Here is an 18,013-nt window from a genome sequence, read left to right as displayed (position 1 = left end):
GTTTTTTCAAAACTGATCCCCTGTTCGGAAATTATGGTACTGACCAATGTGCGCGCATTTAACCATATATTTACTAGATATTACGTCATGATATATTTTTAACCCATTCCTGCCAAGCAATAGAGGCTATTCAGCCTAAAAATCCTTAGCAAATCTATTACTTTTGCATGCTTGTGTTTCTTTTTTACAAATTCCGCCAACCCAAAACAAATATTTCATATGGATATATGTGGTATTAAAGTCATAGGGAAAGGTGCAAAAAAACACATCTCCCTGTATGATTAGCATTTACTCAATTAGTTTCATCATTAATATATGAAGGTTTTGAGCGACTTATTCGCCGTATTCTTATTTTTCATCACATACATCATCACCAAAGACATGATTGCCGCAACGACTGTTGCGGTTATAGTCGGTATTGCCCAAGCTGCGCTGACCTTTTGGAAACACCGCAAGCTGGACACCATGCAATGGATCAGCCTGATTTTAATTGTCTTTTTTGGCGGTGCAACGATTCTGCTGAAAGACAACCGCTTTATCATGTGGAAACCGACCGTTCTGTTTTGGATCGGCGCAATCGTCATGCTGTTTAGCCACCTTGCCGGTAAAAACGGGCTTAAAGCCGTCATGGGCAAAGAAATGCAGCTCCCTGATTTTGCATGGACACGCCTGACTTATGCATGGATTGGCTTCCTGATTTTTATGGGTGCGGCCAACCTCTTTGTCTTTACGTATTTTCCAGACCAATGGGTCAATTACAAACTGTTCGGCACATTGGGTTTCACAATCATTTTTTCCATCGCACAGGGCATGTATCTGATGCGTTTCCAGTCTAAGGAGGATCAATAATGGAATATTTTATGCTTTTGGCTACTGATGCCGAAGATGTCCACGAAGCACGCATGGCAGCACGCCCTGCTCATTTAGCACGCTTGGAAGAATTGAAAGCGCAAGGCCGTCTGCTGACTGCCGGCCCCAATCCTCTACCAGACAATCCGGAACGCGTTTCCGGCAGCCTGATCGTGGCTCAATTTGAATCTTTGGACGCTGCACAAGAATGGGCTGAACAAGACCCTTACGTCGATGCCGGCGTATACGCAGAAGTATTGATTAAACCCTTTAAAGCCGTATTCAAATGAGCAATATGCGTCAAATTATCGAGGAACGCCTGCAGGCGCTTGAGCCTGAGTTCTTCGATCTTGAAGATGAAAGCCACCTGCACGCCGGCCATGCCGGCAATAAAGGCGGCGGGCATTACGCTATAGTGGTGGTCAGCAACGCATTTGAGAACATTGGCCGCCTCCAGCGGCAACGTATGATTAAGCAGCTTTTGCAGGACTTGTTTTCAGACGGCCTGATTCATGCACTCAGTATCAAAGCGGCCACGCCGGACGAATACTTCCATTAAGATTACTACTCAAACTTTGATTTCTAATCATTAATTCACTTCCAATCATTAATTTAAAAGAGAAATACGATGAAAAAAACCTACTTTGCTTCAACCTTGATGCTTGCCCTGACTTCCGGTACCCTGTTTGCCCAAGCTTTGGTTACCGTCAACGGTCAAGCCATCGACAGCAGTGTTATCGATGACCAAGTTGCTTCCATACGCGCCAGCAACCCGAACGTTCAAGACACTCCCGAATTGCGTCAAATGCTGACTGAACGCCAAGTTATCAGCACTGTGGTTACCCAAGAAGCTAAAAAATTAAAACTGGATCAAAGCGCTGAATTCAAAGCTGCATTGGAGCAAGCGCGTGCCGATGCCGCCAAGCAAGGTGCAGATAAAAAAGCCACATTCAAAACCGAATGGGCAGTTTTCGAAAATGATTTGTTAGGCCAAGCGTTCGCGGCACATATCGTCCGTCAATATCCTGTCCAAGAAAAAGACGTCAAAGCCGCTTACAACGACTTCAGCAACTTCTATAAAGGTACTCAGGAAGTCCAACTGGGCGAAATCTTAACCGACAGCAGCAATGCCCAAAAAGCCATTGCCGATTTGGACGCGAAAAAAAGCTTTGTTTCGGTATTGAACCAATACTCAATTGATGAAGCAGCCAAAAAAGCCGGCGGTATCCCTAAAGCTTATGTTCCGCTCAAAGATTTGCAAGAATCAGCACCTCCGCTTTATGCAGCCGTCAAAGACCTGAAAAAAGGCGCGTACACTAAAACGCCGCTACAAAACGGTAATCTGTACGCCGTTTTCTACGTCAATGACCGTCGCAACGTTACCGTACCTTCTTACGAAGCCGCTAAAAACGAGATTGGCAGCGACTTACAGGCAGCCCGTGTTGATGCGGCCATTCAATCATTGCTGAAAAAAGCCAGCATCAAAGTCAACAAATAATATAACGTGCCCGCCGTGATAGCGGCGGGCAATAAGGAACTCACATGAACATCAAGCCCAAAACTGCCGTTTTGGCTATCCTCGCCCTATCGACGATCGGTTTGGCAACCGCCAAAGCACCTGATATCGATCCCGCCCGCATCGACAGCATGGTTGCCGAAGTATTGAGACAGGCCGACCAGCATCCCAACCAAACTGCCAAACCCGATGGTCAGGCAATCCGCAAAGATGTGGTTACACGCTTGCAGACTTTGGAAATCTTGAAAAATGAAGCCTTCAAAGCTGGTTTGGACAAAGATGCGGAAGTACAGAATCAATTCAAAAACGTTGAAGCTGAGTTCTATGCTAACCAATACGCTGCTTATCTAGAACGTCAAACCGCAGTTGACGATGCCGAGTTGCGCCGTTTCTACGACCAGCAAACACGCATTATCAAGCTGCAACAAGTCAGCTTTGCCTCAGCCGACGAAGTACGCGCCGCGCAAGAACTGCTGCTCAAAGGCTTGTCATTCGAAGAGCTGATGAAGCGCTATCCTAACCCAGAACAAGAATTTGACGGCTTCATTTCTCCGCAACAGCTTCCTCCCCAACTGGCCGTTGCTTTTGCCGACATGAACCGAGGCGATGTAACGCATGAGCCGGTTGTAATAGGAAACCGTTTTTACCTGTTTAAACTCAGTGCAGTAGAACGCGATCCTAAAGCCAAACCTTTCGAACTGGTGCGTAATCAGCTTGCCCAAGCTGTCAAACGACAAAAAGTCGAGAATCAGATCGAACGTATCTTGAAAGACAACGGCATTAATCCGTAAATTGATTCAATAGTTTCAGGCCGTCTGAAACCATATTTGAACCCAGAGGGCGTATCTTGCGCCCTTTTTCTACAACTCCTTGTATTAACAAAACATTATGCGTGCTGTCATTCAAAAGGTTACCCAAGCCAAAGTTGATGTTTTGTCCGAAGATTCCCGAGAAACCTGCGGCGAAATCAACAACGGATTTATGATATTGCTCGGCGTTACACATACCGATACAGAAGCGGACGCCAAATACATTGCGGATAAAACCGCCAACCTGCGTATCTTTGAAGATGAAAACGGCAAATTAAATTTATCGCTCAAAGATGTCGGCGGCTCGATATTGCTGGTTTCCCAGTTTACCCTTTACGCCGATGCGCGCAGCGGCCGCCGCCCATCTTTCTCCAATGCCGCGCCCGCAGAACAAGCCGATAAGCTTTATCAATACACCGCACAACTTCTACGTGAACATGGCTTGACTGTCGAAACCGGCAGATTCCAAACCCATATGCAGGTTTCCCTTTGCAATGACGGGCCGGTTACCTTATTGCTTGACTCGCAAAAAACATTCTAAATCCCATCAAAAAAGGCCGTCTGAAATATTTCAGACGGCCTTTCCATTTCTGATCATTACTAAATCAAGCATTGCGCTTTCACCCAGTTCACAATATCTGCCTCAACGGCTTCAGGCGAACCCGGATTATCGATTTTGACACCGTACTCATCCGCACCCAGCTCTTCCAAAATCTCCAGCTGCGAATCCAGCATTCCGGCTTTCATATAGTGCCCCTGACGCGACAGCATACGTTCAAGATTGATTGCTTGAGGTGGAGTCAGATGGATAAAAGCCACCTTCCCTTCCGCACCACGCAGAATATCGCGATAGTGATGCTTGAGTGCGGAACACGTAACGATGGAATACTTTTCCCCGTTTTTTGCCTGCTCCGTCATCCAGTCACGCAAATTGCCCAGCCAAGGATAGCGGTCTTCGTCCGTCAACGGAATACCGGCACCCATTTTGCCGCGGTTGGCTTGGGTATGAAAATCGTCGCCTTCGGCATACGGGCATTGGTTGAGGTGTTTTTGCAAAGACAGCGCGGCAGTGGTTTTACCGCAACCGCACACGCCCATCATGACAAAATGTGTCGTCATTTTTCTACTCCTTGTTTATCTAGATTTTAACGGTATTTAAAAAAGGGCGGATTGTGTTATCTCAAAAACACTATCCACCCGTTCTTCCGATTAAACCAAAACAAACAACACTGACGACAAAGCAAAACCGATGAGTGCGATCAGTGTTTGGTTGACCGTCCATGTCTTCAAGGTCGTCGGTACATCCATATTCAACAGACGGCCGACAAGCCAGAAACCGGAGTCGTTAAAGTGGCTGCAACCAACGGAGCCTGCCGCCGTAGCTAATACTACGCAAGTAATCTGCCAATCGCTGAAGCCTGCCGCTGCAACGGCCGGTGCCATCAACGCGGCAGCGGTAGTCAGGGCAACAGTCGCAGAACCTTGTGCAATACGCAAAGCCAAAGCCACCAAGAAACAGCCCAGTAAAACAGGAATACCCAAGTCAGCCATGCTGTCAGCCAAAGCCTTACCGATACCGGAGGCACGCAACACGCCGCCGAACATACCGCCCGCACCGGTAATCAAAATGACCGAGCAAACCGGGCCCAATGCGCCATCGATGGTTTTCTCCAATGCACTGGCTTTTTCACCACGTTTACTGCCCAATACATACAGGGCTACCAAAACAGAAATCAGCAAAGCAATCGGTGTCGAACCGATCATTCGTCCAAATTGCACCCAACCTTCGTCTGCGCTGACGACTTTTTCACTGATCAAAGTAGACAAACCGGTATTTAAGAAAATCAACAGCATAGGAATCAGCATAATACCGACAACAGTAGATGCTTTTGCAGGCGCTTTCGGTTGGTCGTTATCTTGCGTACCGCCGCTGAGCAGATCAGGAACGGGCACATGGATGCTGCAGCCCAAAATCTTACCCAATAAATAGCCGCTGAAATACCAAGTAATCAAGGTAACAGGCAAACCCAAAATCAGCAGTTGACCAATATTTGCGCCATAAAATTCAGAAGCTGCAATCGGGCCGGGATGTGGTGGCAGGAAGACGTGCATGACCGAAAATGCGCCAATAGATGCCAACGCATAGGGCAAAACAGTTTGCTTCATGCGGCGTGCCGTTGCAAACACAATCGGCAACATCACCACCAAGCCGGCATCAAAGAAAATCGGGAAACCGAAAATCAAAGAAGCCACGCCTAAAGCAAATGGTGCACGATTCTCACCAAAAATCCGAATCAGCGCATCTGCCAAAGACTGAGCACCACCGGAAGTTTCTACCAAACGGCCGAGCATTGCGCCCAAACCGACCAGCAACGCCACGCTGCCGAGCGTACCGCCAAAGTTTTTGACTAACACATCATTGACGATACTGCCCATAGGTAGGCCTGTTACGATAGCAGTCAGCAGGCTGACCAATACCAACGTCAGCAAGGCATGAACGCGCAGTTTTACAATCAAAATCAAGATAAGCAAAATCGCTGCCGCAGCAATACCGAGCAAAGTGCCGGCACTCAACGTTTGAGTCCAACCATCCATTTTGAAGCCTTTCTCTGTAAGAAAAATACAAATTTATTAATGTTTTTTAACATGAATGAATACGATAACACATTTATCCATGAAATCGTACGGCTGAATCCGGCCAAAATATAAGCACCTATTTTTCCAAACCCTTTTTGTAAGATGCTTGAAAAATAAGGAGGACAAAGAAAAACAAGAACAATAAAAAGGCCGTCTGAAAAGTAGTTTTTTTTCAGACGGCCTGACATTATGCTTCTCAATAAGATAGAAACAGATGGCTTTTTCAATGATCTGAAACCAAGCCCCTCGGTTATACCTGGGTAAAAATTACCTCGTTTTCCAAACGTGATTTCGGCAATTTGGCATTAAAATCATCTTCAGCACGATAGCCAAATGCGACAACGGCAACAGCACGATAACCTTTTTCAGCCAAACCAAATTCTTGATCCAAAACAGTCATATCCACTCCTTCCAACGGAACGGCATCCACCCCCAAGGCCGCAGCGGCAAACAGGGTAAAGCCCAAATTAATATGAACTTGTCTCGACAACCATTGGGTTTCGTCTTGCATTTGGTTACGGTGGATACCCAAGAAAGTGCGGCGCGCATTATCGCCCATTTGCTTATTTTCAGCCGTAGCAAAACGTCCGTCTTTATCTTCCTGTTCCAACACGCCTGCCAAATAGTCATCATCGGCATGCACCCGTGCCGCAAATACGATTACATGTGAAGCGTTGATGATTTTGGGCAGGTTGTACGGAAAATTTTCTGCAGATTTGGCTACCCGTGCCTTACCTGCTTCATTATCTGTAATCACAAAATGCCAAGGTTGGATATTGACGCTGGAAGGACTGTAGCGCAGTGCTGCTTCGATTTGGGCAAAATCTTCGGTTGAAATTTTTTTGGAGGCATCAAAAGATTTGGTGCTGTAACGTTTTTGTACAATTTCCTGAACATTCATCATGTTGCTCCTTAAAATTTAAAACTATCATAAACACAAAGGCCGTCTGAAAAGTCCTTCAGACGGCCTTTATTCTCAAATTTCCGCCGGCGGCTGCGGTGTATTCTCATCTTCCTGCTGCGTTTTGGCCTTGGCAAAACGGCTGAACCAAATGCCGGCTTCGTAGAGCAGAATCAGCGGAACGGCAAGCAGGGTTTGGGAAATTACGTCAGGCGGCGTAATGATTGCGGCCACGATAAACGCACCCACGATAACATACGGACGGGCGTTCTTAAGCTGAGCGGTCGAAACAAGGCCCATTTTTGCAAGCAACACCACAACAACGGGCACTTCAAACGTCGTACCGAATGCGACAAACATACCCAAAATAAAGGACAAGTATTTGTCGATATCGGTCGCCATATTGACGCCGACAGGGGTTACACCGGCCAAGAATTTGAAAATAACGGGAAATACCAAAAAATAGGCAAACGCCATACCGACAAAGAAAAGCGTCACGCTGGACAACACCAGCGGCGTAATCAAACGCTTTTCGTTTTGGTATAAAGCCGGGGCGACAAACGCCCAGACTTGATACAGCGTGTGCGGCAACGACAGCAGAAACGCCGCCATCAAGGTAACCTTTACCGGCACAAAAAACGGCGCGATCACATCGGTCGCAATCATACTGGTATCTTTAGGCAGATTGGCCATCAATGGTTCGGCAACAAAAGTATAGAGCTGCTGGGCAAACGGCATCATGCCCAAGAAGCAGACGACGATACCGATGACGATCCACATCATGCGGCGGCGCAGCTCGAGAAGATGCTCGATAAGCGGTTGGACGGGTTGTTCGTGTTGAGGTTCGGACACCGGTTGACTCACTTTTTACTTACGGACGCGCAGTTTGGGTTTGGCGTGGAATTTCGGGCGCATATCGCGCTTGCGGCTCATCGCCTGCTTACGCAGAGATGTCGTATGCAGTGGAGGAACATCAGCAACAGGGGCGTCGACATAGCTGACTTCGACCGCCTGAGTGGGTGAAACCGATGCGGTCAAATACTCACGCCAAGCTCGGTCTTGCTCGGACTCGGCATTTTCAGCCCCGACAGGTTCTTGGGTTTGCGTTGTCCCACCTCCCTCAGGAACTTGGGCCGCACTTTCATTTTCAGTACTGCTTGGCGCCAGATCAGGCAAAGGATTGCCCAACTCATCCACACCAAAATCGGCAGGCGTTTTCTGCTCAGGCAGGCGTTCCCACGGCTTGAGGCCGTCTGAAATATCGCTCAGATTTTTTTGTGCATCGTTGCCCAAGTCTTTGATACCGTCGCGAAACTCGGATGCGGCGGTTTCAAATTCCTGCTTCACCTTGCGCAATTCGTCCAACTCAGCCTGAGTGTTGAGCTCCTGCTTGACGTTGTTGACGAATCCTTGCAATTTGCCGACTAAACGCCCGGCCGTGCGCGCGGCTTGTGGCAGACGTTCGGGGCCAAGCACTATTAGGGCGACAACGCCGACCAGCAGCAATTCGCCCAAACCGAAATCAAACATGGATTATGCTTTGTCTTCGTCTTTTTTGTGTTCGATGACTTCATCTTTTTTGGCATCTTTGCCGTCTGTACCTTCGTTCAGGCCTTGTTTGAAGTCATGCACTGCACCGCCGAGGTCTTTGCCGACGTTGCGCAATTTTTTGGTACCGAATACCAAAACGACGATAATCAGTACGATAATCCAATGCCAGAGAGAGAAGCTACCCATGATAAATCCTTGAATTTGTTTAATTTAAAAAGAGATAATAATTATGCGGGCGTACCCATGATATGGATATGCAGGTGGAAGACTTCCTGTCCACCGCCTTTACCTGTGTTGATCAGGGTTTTAAAACCGTCGGTCAAACCTGCCTCATGGGCAATTTGAGGAACTTTCAACATCATTTTGCCCAATAGAGTTTGATGTTCGGCAGTGGCGTGTGCCAGTGAATCGAAGTGTACTTTCGGAATAAGCAACAGATGTACCGGCGCGGCAGGACGAATGTCTTTGAAACAAAGCATCTCATCATCTTCGTAAACAGTTTGTGCCGGAATATCTTTGGTTGCAATTTTGCAGAAAATACAATTATCCATAATGGCTCCAATGGCCGTCTGAAAACGGGCGTAACGGGTTTCAACCCAAAAAGTGAAATCGTTTTGCCCCAAGAGACGGATTCTGAAACAGGTCAAATACGGGATTGTAATATAAATTCAAGATTCTTTGCGAGAAGCTTTTTCCACTAGTCCCGACAAACCTTGACGGCGCGCAAGCTCGTTTACTACATCTTCGGCACGCAATCCGTGATGCGCCAATAAAACCATGGTATGAAACCACAAATCCGCCACTTCGTAAACCAAATGTTCGCCACCGCCATCTTTAGAGGCCATCAAGGTTTCACCCGCTTCCTCAATGACTTTTTTCAGAATCTTGTCTTCGCCTTTGTGTAGCAGTTGGGCGACATAAGAAGCATCGGGATCGCCGCCTTTGCGCGAATCGATGACGTTTTGAATTTGGGTAAGGATAGTATCGGTCATGGTCGGTTTCTCTTATTTTCTTTCAGACGGCCTTAAGGATTTTTATGTCCGTAAATCGCCTCTTCGTCTTTCAACACGGCATCGACTGTCTGCCATGCGCCGTCTTGCCAAACTTTGTAAAAACAGCTTTCGCGCCCAGTATGACAGGCAATGCCGCCGTTTTGTTCAATCAGCATGACCACAGCGTCGCCATCGCAATCTAGGCGTAATTCGTGTACTTTTTGCGTATGTCCGGACTCTTCGCCCTTCATCCATTGTTTCTGGCGGGAACGGCTGTAATAGTGGGCAAACCCGGTTTCCACGGTTTTTTGCAGGGCCTCAGCGTTCATCCAGGCAACCATCAGCACACGGCGTGTCTGCCAATCTTGGGCAATCGCGCAAACCAAACCTTTTTCATCAAATTTTACGGCATTCAGCAGCGTTTCGTTTATGTTCGACATTCGCGTCTTTCTCCCATATTTTCAGACGGCCTTTGGATAGCAATCATAAACGCACTTCGATTCCTGCTTCGCGCATGGCCAGTTTCGCTTCACGGATACTCGCTTCGCCAAAGTGGAAAATACTGGCGGCCAATACCGCATCTGCCTTCCCGTCCTTAATGCCGTCCACCAAGTGTTGAACAGAACCGACGCCGCCGGAAGCAATGACCGGAATATCGACCGCTTCGCTGACCGCGCGTGTCAAAGGCAGGTTGAAACCTTGTTTGGTACCGTCCCGGTCCATGCTGGTCAGCAAAATCTCGCCCGCACCGCGCTGCTGCATTTCGACAGCCCATTCCACCGCATCCAAACCGGTCGGATTACGTCCTCCGTGGGTAAAGATTTCCCAACGGGTGTTTTCAGGGTTGACCGCTTTGGCATCGACAGCAACGACAATCGCCTGAGAACCAAAAAAACCGGCCGCTTCGTTGACCAAATCAGGATTGGTTACGGCAGCCGTATTGATGCTGGCCTTATCGGCACCGGCATTAAGCAGACGACGGATATCGGCAACCGTACGCACACCGCCGCCAACGGTCAATGGAATAAAAACTTGTGATGCAACTGCCTCAATAACGTGCAAAATAGTGTCGCGATTGTCGCTGGAGGCAGTGATGTCCAAAAAGGTCAACTCATCCGCGCCTTCATCGTTGTAGCGTTTGGCAACATCAACCGGATTGCCTGCATCGCGTAAACCCAAAAAGTTGACACCTTTTACCACGCGACCGTCTTTTACATCCAGACAAGGAATAATTCGTTTTGCCAATGCCATACTCAATACCTCTTATCCGTTATCAGGCCGTCTGAAACCGTCAGGCCAAAAATTTGCTCAACCAATCCGGCAAATGTTGCAACAGCTGAAAATAACCAATACCGGCTATCATCGCCAAGACGCAGGAAATAATGAAATTGCTGTCGATGCGGCCGACGATGGAAAAAATCAAACCGGCAAATGCCCATATTATCCCGTTGAAAATCATCCAATAGGTATCGATAATCGGCAAATCAAACGCCGTCAGCTGCCGCAATATCACTGCAATCAGTGTAAACCACAAACTTTCACTTAGTGGATACACTTCGCGGTCGGATGACCAGATAATCCAAAAACCCAAAACAAACGCTTCAAGCATACTAATCCCTTAATAAAATATCGATTGGGTTGTTTTTATAATTATTTCAAAAAGATATAAACCCATGACCTATACAGGCACTCCCTTTGAGTGCATTTTTGTGTGCTGCGTCAGCCGCTGCGTTTTAATGGCCTGAAAGGTCTTATCCGCATAATCCGACACACTTAAGCCAAAGAATCGGCCAGTTTTTGTGCCTGTGCGAAATCAATACTTCCCTCATAAATTGCGCGGCCGGTAATCGCACCGCTCACACCCTCTTTTTCAACGGCACACAATGCGTGGATATCGTCCAAATTCGTCAAGCCGCCGGAAGCAATAATCGGGATATTTACTGATTGAGCCAATTTGACGGTAGCCTCGATATTCACGCCACTCATCATGCCGTCGCGGCCGATATCGGTATAAATAATGCTGTTGACCCCATCGTCTTCAAAACGCTTGGCCAAATCGACTACATGATGCTCCGTTACCGTTGCCCAACCGTCTATCGCCACCATACCATCTTTGGCATCCAAGCCGACGATAATCTGCCCCGAAAAGGCCTTACATGCTTCGCGCACAAATTCAGGATTTTTTACCGCGGCCGTGCCGATAATCACATCGGTCAGCCCCAAATCCAAATATTTTTCAATGGTGCCCAAATCACGGATACCGCCGCCAAGCTGTACCGGAATATCTTTGGCTACGGCGGCCAAAATTTCTTTAATCGCCGGAAAATTTTGAGGAACGCCTGCGAATGCGCCGTTCAAATCAACCAAATGCAAGCGGCGTGCGCCTTGATTGCGCCAATGCAAAGCCATCTCTGCCGGCGAATCGGAAAACACCGTCGCCTGCTCCATCAAACCTTGTTTTAAGCGAACACAGCGTCCTTCTTTCAAATCAATGGCAGGTATCAACAGCATTTTTTTCTCCTCTATTCAATTTCAGTATATTTTACACAAATTAGCGATTTTTAGCAGATTTATGTTAAAAGCCTCAAATCTGCCAATTTAAAAAATTACGCAGCAGCAGCAATCCTGCCTGATGGCTTTTTTCTGTGTGAAACTGTGTGGCAAACACATTATCCTTACCGACAATGCAGGCAAATTCATTCGGATATTCGCTGACGCTTAAAACAATCTCTTCATTTTTCGGTGCAAAATAATAGCTGTGAACAAAATAAAAATACTCGTTCTGCCCAATGTCTTGAAATAAAGGATGAGGACGGGTTTGGCGCACTGTATTCCAACCCATATGCGGCACTTTCAAACGGCCTCCTTGCGCATCGGTTTGATTGGGCAAAAACCGTTTTACTTGCCCTTCAAACCAGCCCAAACCATCTGTATCGCCCTCTGCGCTGTGTTCAAACAATAATTGCGCACCTACGCAAATTCCAAAAAATGGCTTGTTTTTCAGGCCGTCTGAAACCGCCTCGCCCAAACCGCTTGCCTTCAGCGCCGACATACAATCCGGCATGGCGCCCTGCCCCGGAAAGATAACCTTATCTGCCGCCATCACCTCTTCGGGCCGCGAAGTCAGATAAACCTCGGCATTTTGATTGGACAAGGCCTGCGCCGCCTGAACAGATTTCAATACTGAGTGCAGGTTTCCCATTCCATAATCGACAATCGCTACTTTCATTGCTTCTCCTCAGGCCGTCTGAAAACATTTAATGATTAATATAATAATAAGAATGATTGTAGCAAAAGATGGTTTAAAACAAAATATTGCCACCATACAAGACAAATAATAAAAGGCCGTCTGAAATCCCGATCGGTTTCAGACGGCCTTTATTCATTCACACGATGCCTTATTCTTCAGACGCGGCTTCCGCTTCTTCTTGAACAGATTCTTCACTCAGCGTGCCTTTGGTAGAAGGTGTTTGACCCATCATGCGCGGATCGTATTCGACCGCCATGCGCAAGGCGCGGCCGAAGGCTTTAAAAACGGTCTCGGCTTGATGATGTGCATTACGGCCGCTCAAATTATCGATGTGCAAGGTCATCATACTGTGATTCACAAGGCCGTGGAAAAATTCTTCAAACAAATCAACATCAAAACGGCCAATCAGGGCGCGGGTAAAGTCGATGTTATACACCAAACCAGGACGGCCGGAAAGATCGATGACCACGCGGCTCAACGCTTCATCCAGCGGAACATAGGCATGACCGTAACGGGTAATGCCGGCTTTATTGCCAAGCGCCTGTTTCAAGGCCTGACCCACCACGATACCGATGTCTTCAACCGTGTGATGGTCGTCAATGTGCAAATCGCCTTTACAGGTAATATCCAAGTCAATCAAACCATGGCGCGCCACTTGGGCAAGCATGTGTTCAAGGAAAGGAACGCCGGTATCCAAGCGGTATTTACCGGTACCGTCAAGATTGAGGCTGACGGTGATTTGGGTTTCGCAGGTATTGCGGGTAACGGTAACAAAACGGTCTTCGTTTGAAACACCAGCTTCGACTGCTTCGACAGTTTGTTTTTCCAAACGCGCCGCTTCAACCGCTGCTGCTTTTTCTTGGTCTTTGCTGTGGTCACGGTTCAACCAGCCTTTGCGTTTGTGCATGCCGGATTCCAACTTCGCAGCCAAGCTCGGACGAATGCCGCGCGCAGACTCATCGCCTGCTTGTTGTTCCAAACGGCGTTTGAGTTGAGACAAAGAGGCAGAGTTTTCATAACCGCATGCGCGTGCAAGCTTGGTTAATGAGCCGGCTTCTTCAACCAGTAACAGAAAATTGGTCAAATGCAGTTGAGCTTTGTTCATGATGGTAGTTTCCTTGGAATCAAAGATTAGGGTAAAGGTTTTTAATAACGGCTAAGATGGCATCATTTTGCGCTGCCGAGCCTATGGTTATGCGGACACACTGATCCAAAAGCGGATGGCTGCCATGCAGTTTTTTAATCAGTATGCGGTTTTGCTTCAATGTTTCAAACAACTCGTTCGCATCAGGAACGCGAACGGTAATAAAGTTGGCTTCGCTCGGAAAAACTTCTAAACGGTTTAATTTCAACAATTCATTCATCACGCTCGAACGCTCGTTTTTTAATGTATCAATGTTTTGCTGAATGATTTGATGATGTTTCAATGAAAATTTTGCTGCCGCCAAACTTAATTGGTTCATATTGTAAGGCGGAAGGATTTTGGCCAGTTCACCCATAATACTTGGACTTGCCGCTGCATCCCCCACCCGCAAGCCGGCAAAGCCGATTTTACTGATGGTGCGCATTACGACCAGATTTTCGACCTCTCCCGCCCACGGAAGGAAGCTGTCATGATGAAACGCGCCATATGCCTCATCGACAACCACAATGCCGGTAGCGGCACGAATAACCGCCTCCACTTCTTCTCGCTTAAAGCACACGCCGGTAGGATTATTGGGATAGGCAATAAAAATTAATGACGGCTGATGTTGCTCAATCGCAGACAAAACGGCAGGAAGATTTAAAGAGAAATCCGGATTTAAGGGAACACCGACATATTCCATGCCATAAAGCGCGGCATTATGACGATACATAACGAAACTTGGCTCAATACCCAATACACGCGCATTTGGTTTGGCAACCAGCATAGTCAAAAACTGGATAAGCTCGTCTGAGCCGTTGCCCAATACGATTTCCGCCTTATCGGGAATACCGAAAACCTCCCTCAATTCTTCATAAATACCGCTCTTAGCAGTATGGGGATACAAATGAATCGGCGCCTGCTTTGCCAAGTCCGCCCATTCTGACAATAAAGATTCATACCCAGCGAAAGGGTGATGCGGACACTCCATAGCGTCCAACTTAATAAAACCTTCCGGCAAATCGGCAACCTGATAGGCTGTCATTACTTTAATATCATCACGGATAACATCAGCAACGCGATTCATGGTTTTCTATCCTCCTGAGATAAAGTATTTATAATAGTAGCACAATCTTTATTAGATATATATATTAATAAGACTATAAAACGAGATAAAGTTTCATTCGTTTGAAGAAAAAACAATAAATCCTTTCTTCAGCATCTTTAAGTAATATTCTTGGCTTACCACGCCTTTTTAGCGGTATAATTTTAAGTTTTCCAGTACAGCTTACGCCCTCAATATTGTGAACAATACACGCTCCCCATTACCTTATCTTGCAACTTCCATAAGCCTTATCCTGCTGATTCTGCTTTCCTTGTCGTGGGAATTGTGGATCGCTCCATTGCGCGAAGGCGGCTCATGGTTGGCACTGAAAGCCCTGCCTTTGTGCTTGCCGTTGACCGGCATTTTGAAAAAACGCATCTACACTTATCAATACAGCTCCATGCTGATTCTGATTTACTTTGCCGAAGCCTGTATGCGCCTGGCAGACACGGCTCTCGCCAGCCGGATTTGCGCCGCCGTTTCCGTATTATTGTGCATTGCCTTTTTCCTCGGCTGCCTTGCATTTATCAAACAACAAAAACACACATCAAAATGACCTACCACACTCTTTCAGACGGCCTGACTGAATCTTCAGTAAAAACCTTTTGGCCTTTATGGCTCAGTTTTCTTTGGATTTGCGCCGTCCCTTTTCTCTCGCTCTACCGAGTCGGTCCACTGCCCAGCTTTTATTTGGAAGCCATCTCACTAAGCGGCTCATTGGTACTGACTTTGATTAGCGCACACAAAAGTCTGCTGAATATCCGCCTTCCTGCACTCAGTATCGGCTTGTTTGCCATGGCCGCATTTTGGTCGCTCCAAGCGCGCCTCATGTATTCCACCTACCCCGGCATGAGCGATATTACCGCCTGGACCTTTGTTATTTTGGCACTGGGCGCATGGTCGGTGCGGGGCTGGGTAGCAGCTTACGGACAGGAACGCGTCGTCAGCATCTTTGCTTGGTCTTTATTGATAGGTGCAACCATACAGGCCGTCATCGTCTGGCTGCAATTTAAAGGCTGGTCTAACGTAGAGTGGTTGAACGGCATCATTGCCCGAAGCAGCGGTACCGTAAACGGCCAACTCGGCCAGCGCAATCATTTGGGACATTATTTAATGTGGGGCATTTTGGCGGCATCCTATTTATGGACGGCGCGCAAAATGTCCAATACAGCAGGTTTTCTGTTTGTATTGGCATTGACTGCGACCCTCGGCCTTGTCAACTCGCGCACCATCTTAGGCTACATTGCCGCCCTATTCCTGATTACGCCGTTATGGTTTTGGCGTACCCGTTTCCAACACAAACGCGCACTGTGCATTTTCCTTCTGACCGCCATCCTGGCCGCCGCTTTCCAATTCGGCATGGGCAGCCTGTTGGATTTGTTTGGCAACATCAAATACGAAACCGCCGTCGAACGCGCAGGCACCAGCGGTTTTGAAGGCTCCATGCGCCAAATCGAATGGAGCAAGGCATGGATTGCCTTTCAATCCGCACCTTGGTTCGGTCACGGCTGGAACAGCTTTGCCCAGCAAACCTTTCTGATCAATGCCCAGCAACAATATTTCCCCAACAATATCCTCGGCGTACTGTTTACCCATTCGCACAATATCGTCATGCAGTTGCTGTCCGAAATGGGCATTGCCGGCACCTTGCTGGCAACCTTAACCCTGCTTGCAGCCGTATGGCGGCTATCGGGACGCAACCAAATGCCAGCTTCCCTGTTTTTACTGACTGCCGCCGCCGTCAGCCTCTGCCACAGCATGCTTGAATATCCACTTTGGTATATCTACTTCCTCACCGTATTCAGCCTGATTCTGTCGTTGACACCCTCTTATCCGAAAGATGTTTCAGACGGCCTTTTATCTACCCGAATCAGACAATGGGCAGGCGGTATAGCTGCTTTATCGATTTTAATCGGCATGGCAAACCTCAGCTGGGAATATCAAAATCTGACCCAATATAGCCGTGTAGAGAAAACCGATGATCAGCAAACGGTTCAAAACAAAATCGACGGCTTGCAACAACTTTCCAAAGAAAGCCCCATGCTTGCCTATTACGCCGATTTGAGCTTGAGCAAACGTGCAGACCCGACCGATGCTTACATCCGTCCGTGGGCAGAAGAAGCCGCACTCAAAGCCCTGAACTACCGCCCCTACTCCAGCGCCTACCAAGTCGGCCTTTACCTCTACCGGCAAGGCAAAAAAGAAGAAGGTGCGCAATGGATGCAGGCAATGCAATATTATTATCCTTATATGATGTATTTCTACGCCGACAAAATACGCAGCCACCCGGCATTCGCCCCACTGCTGCCCAAACTTTTATCCGATTGCAAAGATTTCATCAACGCACCGAAACACCAAACCGCCCAATCATGCGACAAACCCTGAACAAAACACGCCCAATTGTCAGTTTGTCCTTACAGGCCGTCTGAAAATGTAAAGAGCAGCGAGTTTCTATGCAAAAAAGCGCAAAAGCACAGAAAATTACGCTATCAACAAAAGCAGATTGCATGTTAAGATTGAACACAACTCTATTTTAAGCGCCGTACTGCCATTTAGTACCGCGGCGCATACAATCACGAAAAGGAAATTCCATGAGTCGCGTATTACTCGTAGATGACGATGCCCTCTTGACCGAATTACTGACCGAATACCTGACCGCCGAAGGCCTCAACGTCCACAGCGTTCCCGACGGCGAAGCCGGCGTTCAAGAAATTCTGACCGGACAATACGATGTCGTCGTATTAGACTCCATGATGCCTAAAATGAACGGTTTGGACGTACTGAAAAACGTACGTACCCAAAGCACCGTGCCCATCATCATGCTGACCGCGAAAGGCGACGACATCGACCGCATTATCGGTCTGGAAATGGGTGCGGACGATTACGTACCGAAACCATGCACACCGCGCGAACTCTTGGCCCGCATCAACGCCATCCTGCGCCGTGCGCAACACAGCAACGAACAAAACAACGCGCCTAACAGCATTTCCGTCAGCGACGTCGTTTTGTACCCAGCCAAACGCCAAGCCAGCATCAAAGACACTCCGCTTGAATTGACCAGCACCGAGTTCAATCTGCTCGAAGTTTTGATGCGCCACGCCGGACAAGTTGTCAGCAAAGAGACCCTGTCTATCGAGGCACTCGACCGCAAACTGGCTAAATTTGACCGCAGCATCGACGTACACATCTCCAGCATCCGCCACAAATTGGGCGATGCCTCCCTGATTCAAACTGTACGCGGCTTAGGCTACCTGTTTGTTAAAAACTAAAGATTAAACAG

Annotated in this window: 24 protein-coding genes; 9 read left to right on the top strand and 15 right to left on the bottom strand. The window is 47.7% G+C overall.

Annotated elements, in window-relative coordinates; translation table 11 throughout:
• The first annotated feature begins 315 nt into the window (after positions 1-315).
• The 6 genes from HMPREF3022_RS04375 to dtd all read left to right on the top strand — a co-directional run bounded on the left by HMPREF3022_RS04375 (position 316) and on the right by dtd (position 3,715).
• Positions 316-849, top strand: coding sequence for a septation protein A (locus tag HMPREF3022_RS04375; protein WP_049331182.1), 534 nt, complete (start codon positions 316-318; stop codon positions 847-849).
• Complete coding sequence (locus tag HMPREF3022_RS04370) at positions 849-1,139, top strand: YciI family protein (RefSeq protein ID WP_004519663.1); 291 nt, start codon at positions 849-851, stop codon at positions 1,137-1,139. Before HMPREF3022_RS04375 ends, HMPREF3022_RS04370 begins: the two co-directional genes overlap by 1 nt.
• Entirely contained in the window at positions 1,136-1,408 is a 273-nt protein-coding gene (locus HMPREF3022_RS04365) for a BolA family protein (RefSeq protein WP_049331181.1), read from the top strand. The genes HMPREF3022_RS04370 and HMPREF3022_RS04365 overlap by 4 nt, the downstream gene beginning before the upstream one ends.
• Positions 1,409-1,477: 69 nt before the next feature.
• The gene (locus HMPREF3022_RS04360) at positions 1,478-2,347 is read left to right on the top strand and encodes a peptidylprolyl isomerase (RefSeq protein WP_049331180.1); all 870 of its coding nucleotides are present in this window, start codon (positions 1,478-1,480) and stop codon (positions 2,345-2,347) included.
• A 44-nt stretch (positions 2,348-2,391) separates the two neighbouring features.
• Positions 2,392-3,156, top strand: a complete 765-nt coding sequence (locus HMPREF3022_RS04355; RefSeq protein WP_049331179.1) for a peptidyl-prolyl cis-trans isomerase — start codon at positions 2,392-2,394, stop codon at positions 3,154-3,156.
• A 97-nt stretch (positions 3,157-3,253) separates the two neighbouring features.
• Entirely contained in the window at positions 3,254-3,715 is a 462-nt protein-coding gene (dtd, locus tag HMPREF3022_RS04350; protein ID WP_049331178.1) for a D-aminoacyl-tRNA deacylase, read from the top strand.
• A gap of 59 nt (positions 3,716-3,774) precedes the next feature.
• Here dtd and HMPREF3022_RS04345 read toward each other — a convergent pair whose 3' ends face one another.
• From HMPREF3022_RS04345 to hisC, 15 genes are all read right to left on the bottom strand, one after another.
• Positions 3,775-4,293 carry a gluconokinase, GntK/IdnK-type gene (locus HMPREF3022_RS04345; protein ID WP_049331177.1) on the bottom strand — a complete coding sequence of 173 codons (519 nt, stop codon included), beginning with the start codon at positions 4,291-4,293 and terminating at the stop codon, positions 3,775-3,777.
• 90 nt (positions 4,294-4,383) lie between these two features.
• Positions 4,384-5,769, bottom strand: coding sequence for a GntP family permease (locus HMPREF3022_RS04340; protein WP_070765180.1), 1,386 nt, complete (start codon positions 5,767-5,769; stop codon positions 4,384-4,386).
• Between the two features lie 292 nt (positions 5,770-6,061).
• The gene (gene nfsB / locus HMPREF3022_RS04335) at positions 6,062-6,715 is read right to left on the bottom strand and encodes an oxygen-insensitive NAD(P)H nitroreductase (protein WP_283119043.1); all 654 of its coding nucleotides are present in this window, start codon (positions 6,713-6,715) and stop codon (positions 6,062-6,064) included.
• 72 nt (positions 6,716-6,787) lie between these two features.
• Complete coding sequence (gene tatC, locus HMPREF3022_RS04330; protein WP_070765178.1) at positions 6,788-7,564, bottom strand: twin-arginine translocase subunit TatC; 777 nt, start codon at positions 7,562-7,564, stop codon at positions 6,788-6,790.
• Between the two features lie 15 nt (positions 7,565-7,579).
• Positions 7,580-8,242 carry a Sec-independent protein translocase protein TatB gene (tatB, locus tag HMPREF3022_RS04325; RefSeq protein ID WP_049331172.1) on the bottom strand — a complete coding sequence of 221 codons (663 nt, stop codon included), beginning with the start codon at positions 8,240-8,242 and terminating at the stop codon, positions 7,580-7,582.
• Between the two features lie 3 nt (positions 8,243-8,245).
• Positions 8,246-8,449: a Sec-independent protein translocase subunit TatA gene (gene tatA / locus HMPREF3022_RS04320; protein WP_003679438.1), complete on the bottom strand. Its 204-nt coding sequence runs from the start codon at positions 8,447-8,449 to the stop codon at positions 8,246-8,248.
• 41 nt (positions 8,450-8,490) lie between these two features.
• Entirely contained in the window at positions 8,491-8,814 is a 324-nt protein-coding gene (locus HMPREF3022_RS04315) for a histidine triad nucleotide-binding protein (protein WP_049329536.1), read from the bottom strand.
• A gap of 117 nt (positions 8,815-8,931) precedes the next feature.
• Positions 8,932-9,255, bottom strand: coding sequence for a phosphoribosyl-ATP diphosphatase (locus tag HMPREF3022_RS04310; protein ID WP_003679440.1), 324 nt, complete (start codon positions 9,253-9,255; stop codon positions 8,932-8,934).
• A 32-nt stretch (positions 9,256-9,287) separates the two neighbouring features.
• Positions 9,288-9,686, bottom strand: coding sequence for a phosphoribosyl-AMP cyclohydrolase (gene hisI, locus HMPREF3022_RS04305; RefSeq protein WP_141756495.1), 399 nt, complete (start codon positions 9,684-9,686; stop codon positions 9,288-9,290).
• A 52-nt stretch (positions 9,687-9,738) separates the two neighbouring features.
• On the bottom strand, positions 9,739-10,506 hold the full coding sequence (hisF, locus tag HMPREF3022_RS04300; protein ID WP_070765176.1) for an imidazole glycerol phosphate synthase subunit HisF: 768 nt from the start codon (positions 10,504-10,506) through the stop codon (positions 9,739-9,741).
• A gap of 40 nt (positions 10,507-10,546) precedes the next feature.
• A complete protein-coding gene (locus HMPREF3022_RS04295; protein WP_004519651.1) occupies positions 10,547-10,864 on the bottom strand; it encodes a hypothetical protein in 318 nt (105 codons plus the stop codon).
• Positions 10,865-11,028: 164 nt separating this feature from the next.
• Positions 11,029-11,766, bottom strand: coding sequence for a 1-(5-phosphoribosyl)-5-[(5-phosphoribosylamino)methylideneamino]imidazole-4-carboxamide isomerase (gene hisA / locus HMPREF3022_RS04290; RefSeq protein ID WP_070765175.1), 738 nt, complete (start codon positions 11,764-11,766; stop codon positions 11,029-11,031).
• Between the two features lie 73 nt (positions 11,767-11,839).
• Positions 11,840-12,484, bottom strand: a complete 645-nt coding sequence (hisH, locus tag HMPREF3022_RS04285; protein WP_070765174.1) for an imidazole glycerol phosphate synthase subunit HisH — start codon at positions 12,482-12,484, stop codon at positions 11,840-11,842.
• Between the two features lie 169 nt (positions 12,485-12,653).
• The gene (gene hisB, locus HMPREF3022_RS04280; RefSeq protein WP_049331163.1) at positions 12,654-13,610 is read right to left on the bottom strand and encodes an imidazoleglycerol-phosphate dehydratase HisB; all 957 of its coding nucleotides are present in this window, start codon (positions 13,608-13,610) and stop codon (positions 12,654-12,656) included.
• Positions 13,611-13,629: 19 nt separating this feature from the next.
• Entirely contained in the window at positions 13,630-14,715 is a 1,086-nt protein-coding gene (gene hisC, locus HMPREF3022_RS04275) for a histidinol-phosphate transaminase (RefSeq protein WP_070765173.1), read from the bottom strand.
• Positions 14,716-14,932: 217 nt separating this feature from the next.
• On the opposite strand from hisC, the gene HMPREF3022_RS04270 reads away from it, so the two are divergent.
• From HMPREF3022_RS04270 to misR, 3 genes are all read left to right on the top strand, one after another.
• The gene (locus HMPREF3022_RS04270; RefSeq protein WP_039862096.1) at positions 14,933-15,289 is read left to right on the top strand and encodes a DUF2069 domain-containing protein; all 357 of its coding nucleotides are present in this window, start codon (positions 14,933-14,935) and stop codon (positions 15,287-15,289) included.
• Positions 15,286-17,118: a PglL family O-oligosaccharyltransferase gene (locus HMPREF3022_RS04265; protein ID WP_070765172.1), complete on the top strand. Its 1,833-nt coding sequence runs from the start codon at positions 15,286-15,288 to the stop codon at positions 17,116-17,118. The genes HMPREF3022_RS04270 and HMPREF3022_RS04265 overlap by 4 nt, the downstream gene beginning before the upstream one ends.
• A 206-nt stretch (positions 17,119-17,324) precedes the next feature.
• Positions 17,325-18,002, top strand: a complete 678-nt coding sequence (misR, locus tag HMPREF3022_RS04260) for a two-component system response regulator MisR (RefSeq protein ID WP_003748666.1) — start codon at positions 17,325-17,327, stop codon at positions 18,000-18,002.
• Positions 18,003-18,013: the final 11 nt, after the last annotated feature.

The sequence above is a fragment of the Neisseria sp. HMSC065C04 genome (assembly GCF_001815375.1).
In the GTDB taxonomy this organism is placed as follows: Bacteria; Pseudomonadota; Gammaproteobacteria; order Burkholderiales; family Neisseriaceae; genus Neisseria; species Neisseria flavescens_D.
Note: the sequence above shows the minus strand (reverse complement) of the source record. Positions and strands in the feature narration are given on the sequence as shown.